The sequence below is a fragment of the Escherichia sp. MOD1-EC5495 genome (genome assembly GCF_002965965.1).
In the GTDB taxonomy this organism is placed as follows: Bacteria; Pseudomonadota; Gammaproteobacteria; order Enterobacterales; family Enterobacteriaceae; genus Escherichia; species Escherichia ruysiae.
The window spans coordinates 43,121-61,644 of record NZ_PTRI01000001.1; the positions used below are offsets into that span (position 1 = coordinate 43,121).

17 protein-coding genes, 1 other RNA gene and 1 other annotated feature are annotated in these 18,524 nt (G+C 50.7%); of the genes, 9 read left to right on the plus strand and 9 right to left on the minus strand.

Annotation, left to right across the window (positions count from 1 at the left end; all coding sequences use genetic code 11):
* The first annotated feature begins 149 nt into the window (after positions 1 to 149).
* Both ffs and BEG40_RS00235 read left to right on the plus strand, forming a co-directional pair.
* An RNA gene (ffs, locus tag BEG40_RS00230) (signal recognition particle sRNA small type) lies at positions 150 to 246 on the plus strand.
* 118 nt (positions 247 to 364) lie between these two features.
* A complete protein-coding gene (locus tag BEG40_RS00235; RefSeq protein WP_000878148.1) occupies positions 365 to 718 on the plus strand; it encodes a DUF1428 domain-containing protein in 354 nt (117 codons plus the stop codon).
* Between the two features lie 38 nt (positions 719 to 756).
* Here BEG40_RS00235 and pdeB read toward each other — a convergent pair whose 3' ends face one another.
* The 7 genes from pdeB to acrA all read right to left on the minus strand — a co-directional run bounded on the left by pdeB (position 757) and on the right by acrA (position 9,317).
* Positions 757 to 2,307 (minus strand): cyclic di-3',5'-guanosine monophosphate phosphodiesterase PdeB, encoded by a 1,551-nt coding sequence (gene pdeB, locus BEG40_RS00240; protein WP_105284767.1) that lies wholly within the window; start codon positions 2,305 to 2,307, stop codon positions 757 to 759.
* 162 nt (positions 2,308 to 2,469) lie between these two features.
* The gene (locus BEG40_RS00245; protein WP_010351650.1) at positions 2,470 to 2,940 is read right to left on the minus strand and encodes a YlaC family protein; all 471 of its coding nucleotides are present in this window, start codon (positions 2,938 to 2,940) and stop codon (positions 2,470 to 2,472) included.
* Positions 2,941 to 3,054: 114 nt separating this feature from the next.
* Positions 3,055 to 3,606 (minus strand): maltose O-acetyltransferase, encoded by a 552-nt coding sequence (gene maa, locus BEG40_RS00250; RefSeq protein WP_105284669.1) that lies wholly within the window; start codon positions 3,604 to 3,606, stop codon positions 3,055 to 3,057.
* Between the two features lie 171 nt (positions 3,607 to 3,777).
* Positions 3,778 to 3,996, minus strand: a complete 219-nt coding sequence (gene hha, locus BEG40_RS00255; RefSeq protein ID WP_001280991.1) for a hemolysin expression-modulating protein Hha — start codon at positions 3,994 to 3,996, stop codon at positions 3,778 to 3,780.
* Positions 3,997 to 4,000: 4 nt separating this feature from the next.
* Positions 4,001 to 4,396: an Hha toxicity modulator TomB gene (gene tomB / locus BEG40_RS00260; protein WP_000344801.1), complete on the minus strand. Its 396-nt coding sequence runs from the start codon at positions 4,394 to 4,396 to the stop codon at positions 4,001 to 4,003.
* Positions 4,397 to 4,951: 555 nt separating this feature from the next.
* Positions 4,952 to 8,101, minus strand: a complete 3,150-nt coding sequence (acrB, locus tag BEG40_RS00265; RefSeq protein ID WP_001132458.1) for an efflux RND transporter permease AcrB — start codon at positions 8,099 to 8,101, stop codon at positions 4,952 to 4,954.
* A gap of 22 nt (positions 8,102 to 8,123) precedes the next feature.
* Positions 8,124 to 9,317, minus strand: coding sequence for a multidrug efflux RND transporter periplasmic adaptor subunit AcrA (acrA, locus tag BEG40_RS00270; protein WP_105284670.1), 1,194 nt, complete (start codon positions 9,315 to 9,317; stop codon positions 8,124 to 8,126).
* A gap of 141 nt (positions 9,318 to 9,458) precedes the next feature.
* On the opposite strand from acrA, the gene acrR reads away from it, so the two are divergent.
* Entirely contained in the window at positions 9,459 to 10,112 is a 654-nt protein-coding gene (gene acrR / locus BEG40_RS00275) for a multidrug efflux transporter transcriptional repressor AcrR (protein WP_000101733.1), read from the plus strand.
* 121 nt (positions 10,113 to 10,233) lie between these two features.
* Positions 10,234 to 13,596, plus strand: a complete 3,363-nt coding sequence (gene mscK, locus BEG40_RS00285; protein ID WP_105284671.1) for a mechanosensitive channel MscK — start codon at positions 10,234 to 10,236, stop codon at positions 13,594 to 13,596.
* Positions 13,597 to 13,627: 31 nt separating this feature from the next.
* Here mscK and rsmS read toward each other — a convergent pair whose 3' ends face one another.
* Both rsmS and priC read right to left on the minus strand, forming a co-directional pair.
* Positions 13,628 to 13,795, minus strand: coding sequence for a pleiotropic regulatory protein RsmS (gene rsmS / locus BEG40_RS00290; RefSeq protein WP_000051150.1), 168 nt, complete (start codon positions 13,793 to 13,795; stop codon positions 13,628 to 13,630).
* Positions 13,796 to 13,808: 13 nt separating this feature from the next.
* Positions 13,809 to 14,336 (minus strand): primosomal replication protein N'', encoded by a 528-nt coding sequence (gene priC, locus BEG40_RS00295; protein ID WP_000858964.1) that lies wholly within the window; start codon positions 14,334 to 14,336, stop codon positions 13,809 to 13,811.
* Positions 14,337 to 14,405: 69 nt separating this feature from the next.
* Between priC and BEG40_RS00300 the strand changes: the two genes are divergently transcribed.
* The 5 genes from BEG40_RS00300 to recR all read left to right on the plus strand — a co-directional run bounded on the left by BEG40_RS00300 (position 14,406) and on the right by recR (position 18,524).
* Complete coding sequence (locus BEG40_RS00300; protein ID WP_001188909.1) at positions 14,406 to 14,783, plus strand: DUF454 family protein; 378 nt, start codon at positions 14,406 to 14,408, stop codon at positions 14,781 to 14,783.
* A 152-nt stretch (positions 14,784 to 14,935) separates the two neighbouring features.
* Positions 14,936 to 15,487, plus strand: coding sequence for an adenine phosphoribosyltransferase (gene apt / locus BEG40_RS00310; RefSeq protein ID WP_001515901.1), 552 nt, complete (start codon positions 14,936 to 14,938; stop codon positions 15,485 to 15,487).
* A gap of 118 nt (positions 15,488 to 15,605) precedes the next feature.
* The gene (gene dnaX, locus BEG40_RS00315) at positions 15,606 to 17,537 is read left to right on the plus strand and encodes a DNA polymerase III subunit gamma/tau (protein ID WP_021550354.1); all 1,932 of its coding nucleotides are present in this window, start codon (positions 15,606 to 15,608) and stop codon (positions 17,535 to 17,537) included.
* Positions 16,870 to 16,934, plus strand: a sequence feature (DnaX frameshifting element). It overlaps the preceding gene by 65 nt.
* Before the next feature lie 52 nt (positions 17,538 to 17,589).
* The gene (locus tag BEG40_RS00320; protein ID WP_001515903.1) at positions 17,590 to 17,919 is read left to right on the plus strand and encodes a YbaB/EbfC family nucleoid-associated protein; all 330 of its coding nucleotides are present in this window, start codon (positions 17,590 to 17,592) and stop codon (positions 17,917 to 17,919) included.
* Positions 17,919 to 18,524, plus strand: coding sequence for a recombination mediator RecR (recR, locus tag BEG40_RS00325; RefSeq protein WP_001195025.1), 606 nt, complete (start codon positions 17,919 to 17,921; stop codon positions 18,522 to 18,524). Before BEG40_RS00320 ends, recR begins: the two co-directional genes overlap by 1 nt.

An 18,524-nucleotide genomic window follows, 5' to 3' on the forward strand; every position in this document is an offset into this window, starting at 1 on the left:
GGTAATTTTTCAGCATAATCTGGAAAAACGCCAGAGTGAAGCCGCATTGCGCAAGAAACCAGCATCCGGCACGCAATGGGTTGCAATTAGCAGGGGCAGCAGTGATAATGCGCCTGCGCGTTGGTTCTCAACGCTCTCAATGGGGGCTCTGTTGGTTCTCCCGCAACGCTACTCTGTTTACCAGGTCAGGTCCGGAAGGAAGCAGCCAAGGCAGATGACGCGTGTGCCGGGATGTAGCTGGCAGGGCCCCCACCCATTTCTGCTCCCGCCGTTTCGTCAAAAAATCCTAATATGGCTAAACTTTAACCACGACTGACGCCGCAAGAATTGTCTGGCTGCGCAGTACGCTTCGGAGGTATTTCTGATGAAGTATGTTGATGGTTTTGTGGTTGCTGTTCCTGCCGAAAATAAAGATGCCTATCGAGAAATGGCCGCAAAGGCCGCGCCACTGTTTAAAGAGTTTGGCGCGCTTCGCATTGTTGAATGTTGGGCCAGCGATGTGCCAGACGGCAAAGTGACCGATTTTCGTATGGCAGTGAAAGCGGAAGAGAATGAGGAAGTGGTGTTTAGCTGGATTGAATATCCTTCAAAAGAGGTCCGCGACGCTGCCAATCAAAAAATGATGTCTGACCCACGAATGAAAGAGTTCGGCGAATCAATGCCGTTTGATGGCAAACGGATGATTTACGGTGGGTTTGAGTCAATCATCGACGAGTAGCGTGACGGGCTGTGCGGCGTGCCGCCAGCCCCCAAAATTTACAGATGGTATTCTGCCCAGCGTATGAAATCTTCTTTTGGCAACGCTTTGCTGTACAGCCAACCCTGACCGTAATGCACGCCATGCTGACGTAGCCACTCTTCCTGTTTACCCGTTTCGATCCCTTCCGCCACCATTTTCAGTTTCAACGTTTTTGCCATTTCGATGATATGCGGTGTGACGTTTTTATATTCCAGCGCATCAACGAAAGATTTATCGATCTTCAGAATGTCGACATCCAGATCCTGTAAATAACTTAAACTTGAATACCCCGTACCAAAATCATCGAGATAAATTTCATGGCCCGCCTCCCGGTAGCGAGAAATTATCGGGGCGCTGGTTTTCGGAGCGGCAAACTCACGTTCAGTGAGTTCAAGAGCGATCTGTTTGGGGTTAACCTGGTAGTGATTGATCATGTCTCGCAGCAGTTGTGGAATTTTTTCCGAGGCGAGCACGGTGGATTCAAGATTGATGGAAATATGTTGTTCCGGGTGCTGTCGCAGCCAGTCGCCCATATCTTCAAACACGTTTCTTATAATCAGCAGCGTCAGTGGCTCAGAAAGACCCGTTTGCTGTGCCAGCGGAATAAAACTATCTGGCGACAACCAACTACCGTCTGTCTGCGGCCAGCGCGCCAGTGCTTCAGCTCCGACAATTTTGCCATTGGCTAAGGAGACAATCGGCTGGTAGTGCACGCAAATATCACGATTTTCGATGGCATCCTGCAGGCGATGATGCGGAGACTGGATACGGCGCAAAATGCGCAACACAAACATTGCTGCCAGCAGGCCAATTAACAACCCTACAGGCAACCAGATAAAGACCTGCCGATGCCAGCCTTTTTGCAACATTTTCGTTGAAGCCCAGGTGATGATGGAAATATTCATCTCCGGGAAGGGCAGAATATCGTAAATGATCCCATTATTTTCGATATGCTCACCGGGGGTTTTTTGCAGTTGGGTAATAATACCCCGGGCAATTTCGTCGCTGCTGGTTATGACAATATTATGGGCATTGCCAATAATGGCGGCATCAATTTGCCATGAGCTATAAGGAATCACGTCGATAAAGGAAGCGGGGTCGATCATCACTACATAATGTGCGGTTCCCATAGCAACCATGTAACGGGTAATACCTAAGTCATTGTGTGAGGTTAACCAGACCCGATAACCATCTTTTGAAATCTTCCCCGGCTCCGGGAAGGTATCCGGTGGGCTTTCATGTTCCAGAGAAGAGCATTGGGGAACGTTGTTATCGATATAAACCACTTCCTGAATATAGCGATAGCTGTATGAAACCCGGCGCATTTCCATGAGATGCTCTTCACTACAGGCTCCGCCTTGCCATCTTTCCAGCTCTTGTAGTGCATCTTTCCCTTGCGTCGCCACTTTATTGGCCCGAATAGCGACGCGGGAGGAATAGGTATTCAGCTCTTCAACAAACGACGTTTCTACCTGCTGATGGGCCAGCCAGATGCTTAAGCCGACAGGCAGCAGTACTGAAAGAATCAGTACTCCCGAAATCAGGCCGACCAGATGTCGTGTTCTCACCAGCATGTCCTTATTAACACAGTGTAGGGAAAGTATATCTGATTGTGAAAAAAGGCTGGCAGGAGATAAGTGGGTAAGGTCAGTATTTCATGAAATGATGGGTGGCAACGATCATTGTCAATTGACCAGGCGCAGAGCTTATGCCTGGTGTGAAATCCTGACTTAAGATGTTGATTCGGCGCGAGCCAGGGTGAAAATATCGTAAAAAGACAGCTCACCTTTACGGGCGATCATTTTTTGCAACTGTTCTTTGTGGATATTCGCGACACGCGGCGAGTTCAGTATGGTTTCAACCAGCGCAGCAGGGACAAAGCGCGTGTTATACCATTCGCCGTTATAGCAAACGCGAAAATCCAGTACGTCGATATCTTCGTAGCGGTAGCGTGGGTAGACATCAAAAAAGAAGAAACCGTTGAGCAGGATGAATAACACTACCAGGAGCCAGACTGAACCTGACAGCGTTTCGGACTGCAACATCACTGCCAGCGTGGCAAAAAAGGCAACATACATGCCAATAAACAGCCCCGGATGTTTGCGGATAAAACTGATACTAAAGCGGGGCTTGTTGTCGCGTTTTTCGCGCGTATTCAGAGACTCAATCGTTTCGGTCAGCAGGCGTTGTATTTCGGTCATCTTTTGCCTTCGTGGTATCTGCAACTCTCCAGGGAACACCCTATTTTAACGTGGGAATGATATGAGAAAAGTAACAGATTAACTACAATTTTGCATAACAGTTGCAAATTGTAGTTACAGTTTTTTAATGATTCTGGCCGGGTTACCGCCTACGACAACATTATCAGGGACATCTTTGGTGACGACGGCTCCTGATGCCACTACGACGTTATCGCCAATAGTAACCCCCGGGTTAATGATGGCACGACCACCAATCCAGACGTTGTTACCGATAGTCACCGGTTTCCCTAGTTCAGCACCGCTATTACGTGCTACGGGATCGACAGGATGGGTCGCGGTATAAATATGGACGCCAGGCGCCAGCATACAATTATCGCCTATACGAATAGGGCAGACATCAAGCATCACGCAATCGAAGTTCGCGTAAAACCCTTTACCGAGAAAAATGTTATAGCCATAGTCGCAGCGAAAGGAGGACTCAATATACGCATCCGCAACCTGACCGAGTAAATCGGTGAGGATTTGTTGGCGTAATGATTGATCTTCCGGCAAGGAATGATTGTATTGGTGAATAAGCTGACGAGCGCGCAGGCGATCGCGAGATAAAGTCTCATCTGCCGAGCGATACAACTCACCAGCAATCATCTTTTCTTTTTCTGTGCTCATTACTGACGACCCGGTTGCTGGAAATGGGGCAACACAGTAATACGAAATGTCAGTGATGAGAACGTTCCCGTTACCTCTGTGTGACGGAGGTCACACGCGGCATGTCGTCATAGTAAAAATAAAATATGTCTAATAAACAGATGGTTATAGTTCAGGGGTTATACTGTTTAATTATCGAATAAATTTCCACACCGAGGAAGGGATTTTGTCGTAAAGCTTATTCATGGTCAATTCTGCAAGACGGTGATCTGCGGCTGAGTAAAATACCGCCAGTTCATTATCTGATAATTCGTATTTATTTTTCTCGATAACACGTTCCAGCGTGTCAATTGTCTGACAACGACGCAAACGCATCAAATAATCGGTTTTCGTTAAAGGCTTATCGGACATACTTCTACCCATGGTTGTAATAATTAGAACAAGATAAACTCGCAGGATTCTCTTTAGTGGCGTTCACAAAACAACGGAACAGTCGGTTACCTGACTTCCGCCATTTCTGGAGATCCTGCATATTAATACCATAACTACTGAACAACATAAAGGTGTCGTCCAGATATTCATCTATCTGCTCAATGAGCTTATTGTCTTCATTATACTTAATTTTGTAATTAAGTGCGAAGGTCGCAATATGCTCAATGAGTTCATTTAGCTGCAGATTGATAGCCGAGGTAGGGTCGTTAACCCAACCATGATTGCTTTCTTCAAGGTTTGCAAGACAGTCATGATACAGGGTTTCGCAGAGAAATTTAAGCTGTGCAATATCATGTCTTTTTGGTGAGTATTCATCCATAACGCGTCCCCTTCTTAGTGGTTGAACTAACGGACACCTTTCGGGGTGGGAAAACCTACTGACCTGGACTTGCCCTCACAGTTGTTAGATTAACTATAATCCACTCTATGAAGGTTTTCATCGCATTATTACGAAAAATTACAATTAGTGGGAGGAGGAGGAAAAGGCTTACTTTTTCACCCTGCATCAACCACGTAAAGGCTAAAGCAGTTTGTTTGATGCTATTCATAACGTAATCAGGATCCTTGCATCGGGGGTGATAAAATGAGACGGGAGTTTGTCACACTAATACCCAGGATTACTCTGATTATGATGTAATTGATATGAATAAATAAAGGATTGCCGCAAATAATTAAGAATAGCCTCTAGATGTCTATGGGTTATTATACCTATTGCTACCACTTAATATAAATTAACTAACAATAAGCATTTTTTATGAATTTTATGTAGCGTTAAAACTAACTTCCGTTTGTGAGCTTAGCTGTAAACATTGTTATTTTAAGATTATACGTATTAAAAAGGCCGCTTGCGCGGCCTTAGTGATTACGAGATCTATCAATGATGATCGACAGTATGGTTATGTTCGATATCTTCATTCTTGCGACTAAAGCGGCGGCGAACCACCACAAAGAACACCGGAACGAAGAAGATTGCCAGTACTGTTGCTGTCACCATCCCGCCCATTACGCCGGTCCCTACTGCGTTTTGTGCGCCGGAACCAGCACCAGTGCTGATAACCAGCGGCATAACACCGAGGATAAACGCCAGTGAGGTCATCAGGATTGGGCGTAAACGCATACGCACCGCGTCCAGAGTTGCTTCAATCAGACCTTTACCTTCTTTATCCATCAAGTCTTTGGCGAATTCGACGATAAGTATCGCGTTCTTCGCCGACAACCCAATGGTTGTAAGCAGGCCCACCTGGAAGTATACGTCATTGGTTAAGCCACGGAAGGTAGCTGCCAGCAACGCACCGATAACCCCCAGCGGAACAACCAGCATAACGGAGAACGGAATCGACCAGCTCTCATACAGCGCCGCCAGACACAGGAACACCACAATCAACGAAATTGCGTACAGCGAAGGCGCCTGGTTGCCAGAGAGACGTTCCTGATAGGACATCCCCGTCCAGTCGTAGCCAACCCCCGTAGGCAGTTTGCTCGCCAGTTGTTCCATCAACGCCATCGCTTCACCGGTACTCTTACCCGGTGCCGCCTGACCTAAGATCTCCATGGATGGCAGACCGTTGTAACGTTCCAGACGTGGCGAACCGTATTCCCAACGGGAAGAGGAGAACGCCGAGAATGGCACCATCTGACCATTAGCAGCGCGGACATACCAGTTACCGATATCTTCCGGCAACATGCGGTATTTCGCTTCTGACATCACGTAAACTTTCTTCACACGACCACGGTCGATAAAGTCGTTCACGTAGCTGCCACCCCATGCCGCACCCAGAGTGGTGTTAATGTCGTTGATAGAAACACCCAGCGCCTGAGCTTTTTCTTGGTCGATATCAATCTTAAACTGCGGCGTGTCTTCCAGACCGTTTGGACGCACGCTGGTCAGCAGATCAGGATGTTTCGCTGCTTCGCCCAGCAACTGGTTACGTGCCTGGGTCAGTTTTTCGTGACCGAGGCCGGCCTGGTCAATCAACTCAAAGTCAAAACCGGTTGCCGTACCCAGTTCCACAATCGCAGGCAGGTTAAAGGCGAACACCATCGCATCTTTAATCTGCGAGAAGGCGCGCGTTGCACGCGTGGTAATTGCTTCAACTTTGTTCTCATCACCCGGACGGTCAGCCCAGTCCTTCAACGAAACGAACGCAATACCCGTGTTCTGACCACGTCCCGCAAAGCCGAAGCCGTTAACGGCGAACACCGACTCAACGTTGTTCTTTTCTTTGGTCAGATAGTAATTCGTCACTTCGTTGAGCACTTTCTGCGTGCGTTCCTGCGTTGCGCCTGCAGGTAACTGAACCATGGTCATAAATACGCCCTGGTCTTCATCCGGCAAGAAGGAGCTTGGCAGACGCACAAACAGATAGGCCATGCCGACCACGATGATCAGATACAGCACCAGATAACGCCCCGTACTGCGCAGAATACCGCCTACGCTGTCGGTGTAGTGGTGCGTGCTCTTCTCGAACATGCGGTTAAACCAGCCAAAGAAGCCTTTTTTGCCTTCACCGTGATCGCCTTTAGCGATAGGTTTTAGCATGGTCGCACAAAGCGCCGGAGTCAGGATCAACGCCACCAGTACTGACAGTGCCATTGCCGAAACAATGGTAATGGAGAACTGACGATAGATTGCACCAGTCGAACCGCCGAAGAAGGCCATCGGTACGAATACCGCAGAGAGCACCATCGCGATACCAACCAGCGCGCCCTGAATCTGCCCCATCGATTTACGAGTGGCTTCTTTCGGCGGCAAACCTTCTTCCGCCATCACACGTTCCACGTTTTCTACGACAACGATGGCGTCATCCACCAACAGGCCGATAGCGAGCACCATCCCGAACATCGTTAGCGTGTTTATCGAGAAGCCAAAGGCTGCAAGGACCGCAAAGGTTCCAAGCAATACCACCGGAACGGCAATGGTTGGAATCAACGTCGCGCGGAAGTTCTGCAAGAACAGATACATTACCAGGAACACGAGGATGATCGCTTCAACCAGCGTTTTAACCACTTCGTGAATGGAGATTTTCACGAATGGCGTAGTGTCGTACGGGTAAACGATTTTCAGACCTGACGGGAAGAACGGCTCCATCTTCGCCAGTTCAGCACGGATAGCCGCAGCCGTATCCAGCGCGTTCGCACCGGTCGCCAGTTTGATACCCAGACCAGAAGCGGGTTGTCCGTTAAACTCTGCGATGATGTCGTAGTTCTCACCACCCAGCTCAATTTTCGCCACATCACGCAGCAGCACGCGGGAACCGTCCTGATTCACTTTCAGCAGAATTTTGCCGAACTCTTCAGTGGAGGTCAGACGCGTCTGAGCAATAATAGAGGCGTTAAGCTGCTGGCCTTTCACCGGCGGCGTACCACCGAGCTGACCGGCCGCGACCTGGGCGTTCTGTGCTTTGATAGCGGTAATGACATCAACCGGCGTTAACTGGTATTTGTTCAACTCATTCGGGTTCATCCAGATACGCATTGCATACTGTGAACCGAACAGCTGAACGTCACCGACGCCTGATGTACGGCTGATGGCATCTTTCATATTCGCCGCTACATAGTCAGAGATATCCTCCTGCGTCATGGAGCCATCGGTGTTGATAACGCCGACAACCATCAGGAAGCTACTGGAAGATTTCTCAACGCTCACCCCTTGCTGCTGTACTTCCTGCGGCAGTAATGGCATCGCCAGTTGCAGTTTGTTCTGCACCTGAACCTGCGCAATATCCGCATCAGTACCAGACTCAAAGGTCAGGGTGATCTGCACAGTACCCGTGGAGTCACTGTTGGAGGACATGTACATCAGGTTATCGATACCGTTCATATTTTGTTCGATAACCTGTGTAACAGTATCCTGCACTGTTTTTGCATCAGCGCCAGGATAGGAAGCGGAGATCGTTACTGCCGGCGGTGCAATCGTAGGATATTGCGCCACCGGCAGTTTGAGGATCGCCAGCCCCCCTGCCAACATGATGATGATGGCGATCACCCATGCAAAAATCGGGCGATCAATAAAGAAATTAGGCATGTCTTAACGGCTCCTGTTTAAGTTAAGACTTGGACTGTTCAGGCTGAGCACCGCTTGCGTCTTGCTGGTTGTTATCAGCGGTTATCTCTTGTGCTTTCACCTGGACACCAGGACGCACTTTCTGCAGCCCACTTACTACTACTCGTTCGCCTGCTTTCAGACCTTCAGTCACCAGCCACTTATCGCCAATGGCCTGGCTTGCGACGATCGGACGAGTTTCCACTTTGTCATCCGCGCCAACGACCAGTACGGTAGCTTCGCCGCGTGGTGTACGAGTTACACCTTGTTGCGGAACTAAAATGGCGGTTGGATTAAGCCCTTCTTCCAGACGTGCGCGCACGAACATGCCCGGCAGCAGGGTGTGATCCGGGTTCGGGAAGATAGCGCGTAAAGTGATAGAACCGGTGGTCTGATCAACGGTAACGTCAGAGAACTCCAGCGTACCTTCCTGCGGGAACTTAATGCCGTCACTGGTGATCAGCGACACTTTGGCTTTACCGTTCTCTTGCTTCAGTGTGCCGTTGGCGAGTTCTTGTTTCAGACGCAGGAAATCGTTACTGGACTGAGTAACATCAACGTAGATCGGATCCAGTTGCTGCACGGTCGCCAGTGCAGTTGCCTGACCGTTTTGCACCAATGCGCCTTCCGTCACGTTCGATTTACCAATACGGCCGGTAATCGGAGAGGTGACTTTGGTGTAAGCCAGATTGATGCGCGCGGTTTCAACAGCCGCTTTCGCCGCAGTGACAGCCGCATTTGCCTGTTGCGCATCAGCCAGCGCCTGATCGTACTCTTGCTTACTGATGTACTGAGTACCCAGCAGCTTCTGGTAACGATTAACAGTCAATTGCGCGATATTGGCTGCTGCCTGCGCTTTAGCCAGATCGCCCTTTGCACTGTCGTACGCCGCCTGATAGGTCGCAGGATCAATCTGATAGAGAGAGACACCTGCTTCGATGTCGCTACCTTCTTTGAAATTACGCTTCAGGATAATCCCGCTAACTTGAGGACGAACTTCTGCGATCCGGTAGGCACTGGTGCGACCCGGAAGCTCGGTTGTGATCTGCAGAGGTTCAGTTTTGACTGTTACTACCCCAACAGCGGGCATCTGCTGGCCACCTTGTTGGGCCTGTTTGTCGTCACATCCTGTAAGCGCTAAGCTGCCTGAGAGCATCAGAACGATCGCCAGAGGCGTAAACCCTCTGTTTTTGTTCATATGTAAACCTCGAGTGTCCGATTTCAAATTGGTCAATGGTCAAAAGTCGATAAACCCATTGCTGCGTTTATATTATCGTCGTGCTATGGTACATACATTCATAAATGTATGTAAATCTAACGCCTGTAAATTCACGAACATATGGCACGAAAAACCAAACAAGAAGCGCAAGAAACGCGCCAACACATCCTCGATGTGGCTTTACGTCTTTTCTCACAGCAGGGGGTATCATCCACCTCACTGGGAGAGATTGCAAAAGCAGCAGGCGTTACGCGTGGTGCAATCTACTGGCATTTTAAAGATAAGTCGGATTTGTTCAGTGAGATCTGGGAGCTGTCAGAATCCAATATTGGTGAACTAGAGCTTGAGTATCAGGCAAAATTCCCTGACGATCCACTCTCAGTATTAAGAGAAATACTAATTCATGTTCTTGAATCGACGGTGACAGAAGAACGCCGTCGATTATTGATGGAGATTATTTTCCACAAATGTGAATTTGTCGGGGAAATGGCTGTTGTTCAACAGGCACAACGTAATCTCTGTCTGGAAAGTTATGACCGTATAGAACAAACGTTAAGACATTGTATTGAAGCGAAAATGTTGCCGGCAGATTTAATGACGCGTCGCGCAGCAATTATTATGCGCGGCTATATTTCCGGCTTAATGGAAAATTGGCTCTTTGCCCCGCAATCTTTTGACCTCAAAAAAGAAGCCCGCGATTACGTTGCCATATTGCTGGAAATGTATCTTCTTTGCCCTACGCTTCGTACACCGGCCAGCAACGAAAAATCCTGAATCAGACTCCAGGATTTTTCCTGGACATTTTCGCTGTTGCTATTCTGGCTCTCTACGCCGTGCTATTCTAGCCGCTTGACTATTTCAGGTCGTTCTTCAGGTTCAGAAACCTTCATTCATCATGACTATGTTCCAGTATTACAAACGATCACGGCATTTTGTTTTTTCAGCATTTATTGCTTTTGTTTTGGTCTTGTTATGCCAGAACACGGCCTTTGCGCGGGCGTCATCGAATGGTGATCTACCGACGAAAGCGGATCTACAGGCACAACTTGACTCGCTTAATAAACAAAAAGATCTTTCTGCTCAGGACAAACTGGTTCAGCAGGATCTGACAGACACATTAGCCACTCTCGATAAAATCGATCGCGTAAAAGAAGAGACGGTTCAGTTACGACAAAAAGTGGCTGAAGCGCCAGAAAAAATGCGCCAGGCGACCGCAGCGTTAACCGCACTTAGCGATGTGGACAACGACGACGAAACGCGCAAAATTCTGAGCACGCTTTCGTTGCGCCAACTGGAAACTCGCGTTGCTCAGGCGCTGGACGATTTGCAAAACGCACAAAACGATCTGGCGTCTTATAACAGCCAGTTAGTTTCTTTACAGACGCAGCCTGAACGCGTGCAAAATGCGATGTATACCGCCTCACAGCAGCTGCAACAAATTCGCAGCCGCCTGGATGGCACGGAAGTCGGTGAGACAGCCTTACGTCCCAGCCAGAAAGTGCTGATGCAGGCGCAGCAGGCTTTGTTGAATGCCGAGATTGACCAGCAACGTAAAAGCCTTGAAGGGAACACTGTCTTACAGGATACCCTGCAAAAGCAACGCGATTACGTGACGGCGAACAGCACTCGTCTGGAACATGAACTGCAACTATTGCAGGAGGCGGTGAACAGCAAGCGTCTGACATTAACTGAAAAAACGGCGCAGGAAGCGGTAACGCCGGACGAAGCTGCGCGTATTCAGGCTAATCCGCTGGTGAAACAAGAGCTGGAAATTAACCAGCAGTTAAGTCAGCGTCTGATTAGCGCCACTGAAAACGGCAATTTGTTGATGCAGCAAAACATCAAAGTCAAAAACTGGCTGGAGCGGGCGCTGCAATCGGAACGCAATATCAAAGAGCAGATTTCTGTCCTGAAGGGCAGCCTGCTGCTGTCACGTATTCTTTATCAGCAACAACAAACGCTGCCCTCGGCGGACGAACTGGAAAATATGACCAACCGCATTGCGGATTTGCGTCTCGAACAGTTCGAAGTGAACCAGCAGCGTGACGCACTCTTCCAGAGCGATGCTTATGTCGCCAAACTGGAAGAGGGTCATGCGAATGAAGTCAACGATGAAGTTCGTGACGCATTGTTGCAAGTAGTTGATATGCGTCGCGAATTGCTGGATCAGCTTAACAAACAGTTGGGCAACCAACTCATGATGGCCATTAACCTGCAAATCAACCAGCAACAGTTAATGAGCGTATCGAAAAACCTGAAATCCATCCTGACCCAGCAGATTTTCTGGGTGAACAGTAACCGCCCGATGGACTGGGACTGGATTAAAGCGTTCCCACAAACGCTGCAGGATGAATTCAAGTCAATGAAAATTACGGTGAACTGGGAAAAAGCCTGGCCTGCCGTCTTTATCGCTTTCCTCGCAGGTTTACCGCTGCTGCTGATTGCCGGGTTAATTCACTGGCGTCTGGGATGGCTGAAAGCGTATCAACAAAAGCTGGCTTCCGCCGTAGGTTCCCTGCGTAACGACAGCCAGCTCAACACACCAAAAGCGATCCTTATCGATCTGATCCGCGCGCTGCCGGTGTGTCTGATTATTCTCGCCGTCGGTTTAATTCTGCTCACCATGCAGCTCAACATCAGTGAACTACTGTGGTCGTTCAGCAAAAAACTGGCGATTTTTTGGCTGGTATTTGGTCTGTGCTGGAAGGTGCTGGAGAAAAATGGCGTTGCTGTTCGTCACTTTGGTATGCCGGAACAGCAGACCAGCCACTGGCGTCGGCAAATTGTCCGCATCAGCCTCGCGTTGCTGCCGATCCATTTCTGGTCTGTGGTGGCAGAACTCTCCCCACTGCATCTGATGGATGATGTACTGGGACAGGCGATGATTTTCTTCAACCTGCTGCTGATTGCCTTTCTGGTGTGGCCGATGTGCCGCGAAAGCTGGCGTGATAAAGAGTCGCACACCATGCGTCTGGTCACCATTACCGTGTTGTCGATTATCCCGATTGCGCTGATGGTGCTGACCGCCACGGGTTATTTCTACACCACGCTGCGCCTCTCCGGGCGTTGGATTGAAACCGTTTATCTGGTGATCATCTGGAACCTGCTGTACCAGACCGTACTGCGCGGATTAAGCGTGGCGGCACGGCGTATCGCCTGGCGCCGTGCGCTGGCGCGTCGGCAGAATCTGGTGAAAGAGGGGGCTGAAGGCGCCGAACCGCCGGAAGAACCCACCATTGCACTGGAGCAGGTTAACCAGCAGACGCTGCGTATTACCATGCTGCTGATGTTTGCACTGTTTGGTTTGATGTTCTGGGCGATTTGGTCCGATTTGATCACCGTGTTCAGCTATCTCGACAGCATCACACTGTGGCATTACAACGGCACTGAAGCCGGGGCTGCGGTGGTGAAAAGCGTCACTATGGGCAGTCTGTTGTTTGCGATTATCGCATCGATGGTTGCCTGGGCGCTGATCCGCAACCTGCCTGGTTTGCTGGAAGTGCTGGTGCTCTCGCGGTTGAACATGCGCCAGGGCGCGTCGTACGCCATTACCACCATCCTTAACTACATCATCATTGCCGTTGGTGCGATGACAGTGTTTGGGTCGCTTGGTGTGTCATGGGATAAACTCCAGTGGCTGGCTGCGGCATTATCTGTAGGTCTGGGTTTTGGTTTACAAGAGATCTTCGGTAACTTCGTTTCTGGTTTGATCATCCTGTTCGAACGTCCGGTGCGCATTGGCGATACGGTAACTATCGGTACTTTCTCCGGAACGGTCAGTAAGATCCGTATTCGTGCAACGACTATTACGGACTTCGATCGCAAAGAAGTGATCATCCCGAACAAAGCGTTCGTAACCGAGCGTCTGATCAACTGGTCGTTAACCGACACCACCACTCGTCTGGTGATCCGTCTGGGTGTGGCTTACGGTTCTGATCTGGAAAAAGTACGCAGAGTCCTGCTTCAGGCAGCGACTGAGCATCCAAGGGTGATGCACGAACCGATGCCGGAAGTCTTCTTTACTGCGTTTGGCGCCAGCACGCTGGATCACGAGCTGCGCCTGTACGTTCGTGAACTGCGCGACCGTAGCCGTACTGTCGATGAACTGAACCGTACTATCGATCAGTTGTGCCGTGAAAACGACATCAACATTGCCTTTAACCAACTTGAAGTGCATCTGCATAACGAGAAGGGCGATGAAGTGACGGAAGTGAAACGAGACTACAAAGGCGACGATCCGACGCCTGCGGTAGGGTAATAACGAAAGGGGCGGCATTTAGCCGCCCCATTTATTTTTCGCTTTGAGCCTCATCATCGTTCTGTAATTTCTTTTCATAATCACGTTTTACAATATCCAGCGCGCGCAGCACGGTACTGGCTGGGATCTGATTTTCTTCCAGCAGCACAATTAAATCGACGGCCAGTTTGACATCGTCAGGGGCATTTTCCAGTGACATACTCTCTCCATTGTTAGCGGGTTAAACGCGCTAACCTGTTTTCGATTTTTTCCAGCGCATGGCGACACCGCGCCAGACGCGCTTCGTAGGCTTCTACTTCACGATGCAGCGTTTGCTGCTCTACTAAATCGGTTGCCTGTGCCAGACGGGCTTTACGTTCCGCTACCATCTCACGTAATCGCCGTTCAAAATCCTGATGTTGAATCCTTTTTCGTTGCCAGCGGGCAATTTTTGGCGGCGCGCTGTCCCACTCGCGCAGTGACCAGGATGCCGCTTCACGGGCAATCGCTTCCAGTTGGGCGACCAGGTGTTCTGCCAGCCAGGCTACTTGCGGCAGCTGCTGCTGTTCGACTGCGTGACGAAGCGCAGCCATGTTATCGCCCGCCTCATCGAGACAAGCCTGTAACGTTGTCGCGCGAGTCTGAAAAAGATGCCTGTCGAAACGGGCGCTTAACGTGCTGAACTGCGCCACCGGGACACAACGCTGGCGCAGCGTGGCGAGCTGACCTTCCAGTTTTTCCAGCAGCAGGGTCGTTTTCACGATAAGACCTCAATGAAAATGATAATTGTTATGCTAAAGTAGCCACTCTGTAAGCTGACAACACTCAATATGCAACGAATCATTTTAATCATCATTGGCTGGCTGGCGGTAGTGTTGGGTACGCTGGGGGTGGTATTACCGGTATTACCGACTACGCCGTTTATCCTGTTGGCTGCCTGGTGCTTTGCCCGCTCTTCCCCGCGTTTTCACGCCTGGCTGCTGTATCGCTCATGGTTTGGTAGCTATTTACGCTTCTGGCAGAAATACCATGCAATGCCGCGTGGCGCAAAACCACGGGCGATTTTATTGATACTCGTGACTTTTGCTATTTCACTGTGGTTTGTGCATATGACGTGGGTACGCATTTTGTTGCTGGTGATCCTCACTTGTTTGCTGATTTTTATGTGGCGAATCCCAGTGATTGATGAAAAGCAAGAAAAGCACTGAAGCACAACAATCGCTGTTGCAATTATCGCCCACAGCCAGTACATTCTGGCGTTTTCGAGCACAGGCGCAGGCGGTCAAAGGTTAAACAAAAGTTACTTTTGATACGTTTAAAACGCGCCGTGAGTACCACCGTAACAAGCAGGCATACACTTATGACCGCGACTGCACAGCAGCTTGAGTATCTCAAAAATAGCATCAAAAGCATTCAGGACTACCCAAAACCCGGCATTCTGTTCCGTGATGTCACCAGCTTACTGGAAGACCCGAAAGCTTACGCTCTCAGCATCGACCTGCTGGTTGAGCGTTACAAAAATGCGGGTATTACCAAAGTTGTCGGCACCGAAGCACGTGGCTTCTTGTTTGGTGCTCCGGTAGCATTGGGTCTGGGCGTAGGTTTTGTTCCGGTACGTAAACCGGGCAAACTGCCGCGCGAAACCATCAGCGAAACTTACGAACTGGAATACGGCACCGATAAGCTGGAAATCCACGTTGATGCCATTAAACCTGGTGACAAAGTATTGGTAGTCGACGATTTGCTGGCAACTGGGGGCACCATTGAGGCGACAGTGAAATTGATCCGTCGTCTGGGCGGTGAAGTCACTGACGCTGCATTCATCATTAATCTGTTCGACCTCGGCGGTGAACAGCGTCTCGAAAATCAAGGCATTACCTGTTATAGCCTTGTCCCGTTCCCGGGCCACTAATTTTCGACAGCCCGCGCCATGGGCAGCACAAGATGTACATTCAGCCTCGCCGTTCTGACGGGGCTGTGTTAGCATTACCCCTTCGTGAATCCACCTTCCAGCGTTTCAGAGCCTGCCAATGAGTTATCAGGTCTTAGCCCGAAAATGGCGCCCACAAACCTTTGCTGACGTCGTCGGCCAGGAACATGTGCTGACCGCACTGGCGAACGGCTTGTCGTTAGGGCGTATTCATCATGCTTATCTTTTTTCCGGCACCCGTGGCGTCGGAAAAACCTCTATCGCCCGACTGCTGGCGAAGGGGCTAAACTGCGAAACAGGTATTACCGCGACGCCGTGCGGCGTATGCGATAACTGCCGCGAAATCGAACAGGGGCGCTTTGTTGATCTGATTGAGATCGATGCCGCCTCGCGCACCAAAGTCGAAGATACCCGCGACCTGCTGGATAACGTTCAGTACGCGCCAGCGCGCGGTCGCTTTAAAGTCTATCTGATCGACGAAGTGCATATGCTGTCGCGCCACAGCTTCAACGCACTGTTAAAAACCCTTGAAGAGCCACCAGAGCATGTGAAGTTTCTGCTGGCAACCACCGATCCGCAGAAACTGCCGGTGACGATTTTGTCGCGCTGCCTGCAATTTCATCTCAAGGCGCTGGATGTCGAGCAAATTCGTCATCAGCTTGAGCACATTCTCAACGAAGAACATATCGCCCACGAGCCTCGGGCGCTGCAACTGCTGGCGCGCGCCGCTGAAGGCAGCCTGCGAGACGCGTTAAGTCTGACTGACCAGGCGATTGCCAGCGGTGATGGTCAGGTTTCGACCCAGGCGGTCAGTTCGATGCTCGGTACGCTCGACGACGATCAGGCGCTGTCGCTGGTCGAAGCGATGGTGGAAGCCAACGGCGAGCGTGTAATGGCGCTGATTAACGAAGCCGCTGCCCGTGGTATCGAGTGGGAAGCGTTGCTGGTGGAAATGCTCGGCCTGCTGCACCGCATTGCGATGGTACAGCTTTCGCCTGCTGCGCTTGGCAATGATATGGCCGCCATTGAGCTGCGGATGCGTGAACTGGCACGCACCATACCGCCAACAGATATTCAGCTTTACTACCAGACGCTATTGATTGGTCGTAAAGAATTACCGTATGCGCCAGACAGACGCATGGGCGTTGAAATGACGCTATTGCGCGCGCTGGCGTTCCATCCGCGTATGCCGCTACCCGAACCGGAAGTGCCGCGCCAGTCCTTTGCGCCAGTCGCGCCGACGGCGGTAATGACACCAATGCAGGTGCCGCCACAGCCGCAATCAGCGCCGCAGCAGGCACCGACCGTTCCGCTCTCAGAAACCACCAGCCAGGTGCTGGCGGCGCGCCAGCAACTACAGCGCGCACAGGGAGCAACCAAAGCAAAAAAGAGTGAACCGGCAGCCGCTACCCGCGCGCGGCCGGTGAATAACGCTGCGCTGGAAAGACTGGCTTCGGTCACCGATCGCGTTCAGTCGCGTCCGGCACCATCGGCGCTGGAAAAAGCGCCAGCCAAAAAAGAAGCGTATCGCTGGAAGGCTACCACCCCAGTGATGCAACAAAAAGAAGTGGTCGCCACGCCAAAGGCGCTGAAAAAGGCGCTGGAACATGAAAAAACGCCAGAGCTGGCGGCGAAGCTGGCGGCAGAAGCCATTGAGCGCGATCCGTGGGCAGCACAGGTGAGCCAACTTTCGCTACCAAAACTGGTCGAACAGGTGGCGTTAAATGCCTGGAAAGAGGAGAACGGCAACACGGTGTGTCTGCATTTGCGCTCCTCTCAGCGTCATTTGAATAACAGCGGTGCACAACAAAAACTGGCTGAAGCGTTGAGTACGTTAAATGGCTCAACGGTTGAACTGACTATCGTTGAAGATGATAATCCAGCTGTGCGTACGCCGCTGGAGTGGCGTCAGGCGATATACGAAGAAAAACTTGCGCAGGCGCGCGAGTCCATTATTGCGGATAATAATATCCAGACCCTGCGTCGATTCTTCGATGCGGAGCTGGATGAAGAAAGTATCCGCCCCATTTGATCGTAAGCACAGCTTACGATCGTCATCCTTAACGTGATTGAGAGAGAAACCTATGTTTGGTAAAGGCGGTCTGGGCAACCTGATGAAGCAGGCCCAGCAGATGCAAGAAAAAATGCAGCAGATGCAGGAAGAAATCGCGAAGCTGGAAGTGACCGGCGAATCCGGCGCAGGTCTGGTTAAAGTGACCATCAACGGCGCACACAACTGCCGTCGCGTTGAGATCGACCCAAGCCTGCTGGAAGACGACAAAGAGATGCTGGAAGACCTGGTGGCTGCGGCATTCAACGATGCAGCACGTCGTATCGAAGAAACTCAGAAAGAAAAAATGGCCTCTGTTTCCTCCGGAATGCAGCTGCCGCCTGGCTTTAAGATGCCGTTCTGATGCAAACCAGCCCGCTGTTAACACAGCTTATGGAAGCACTGCGCTGTCTGCCGGGCGTTGGCCCGAAGTCGGCGCAGCGTATGGCGTTCACGCTGCTTCAGCGCGATCGTAGCGGCGGGATGCGTCTGGCGCAGGCGCTCACCCGGGCGATGTCGGAAATCGGTCACTGCGCCGATTGCCGCACCTTCACTGAGCAGGAAGTCTGTAACATCTGTTCAAACCCGCGTCGTCAGGAAAACGGTCAAATCTGCGTGGTGGAGAGTCCGGCGGACATCTACGCCATTGAGCAGACCGGGCAGTTTTCCGGTCGTTATTTTGTGTTGATGGGGCACCTGTCACCGCTGGATGGCATCGGACCGGATGATATCGGGCTTGATCGTCTGGAACAGCGTCTGGCAGAGGAAAAAATCACTGAAGTGATCCTCGCCACCAACCCCACGGTTGAAGGTGAAGCTACCGCTAACTACATTGCCGAGCTTTGCGCGCAATATGACGTGGAAGCCAGCCGTATTGCCCACGGCGTACCGGTTGGCGGCGAACTGGAAATGGTCGACGGCACCACGCTGTCGCACTCACTTGCCGGGCGTCATAAGATTCGTTTTTAA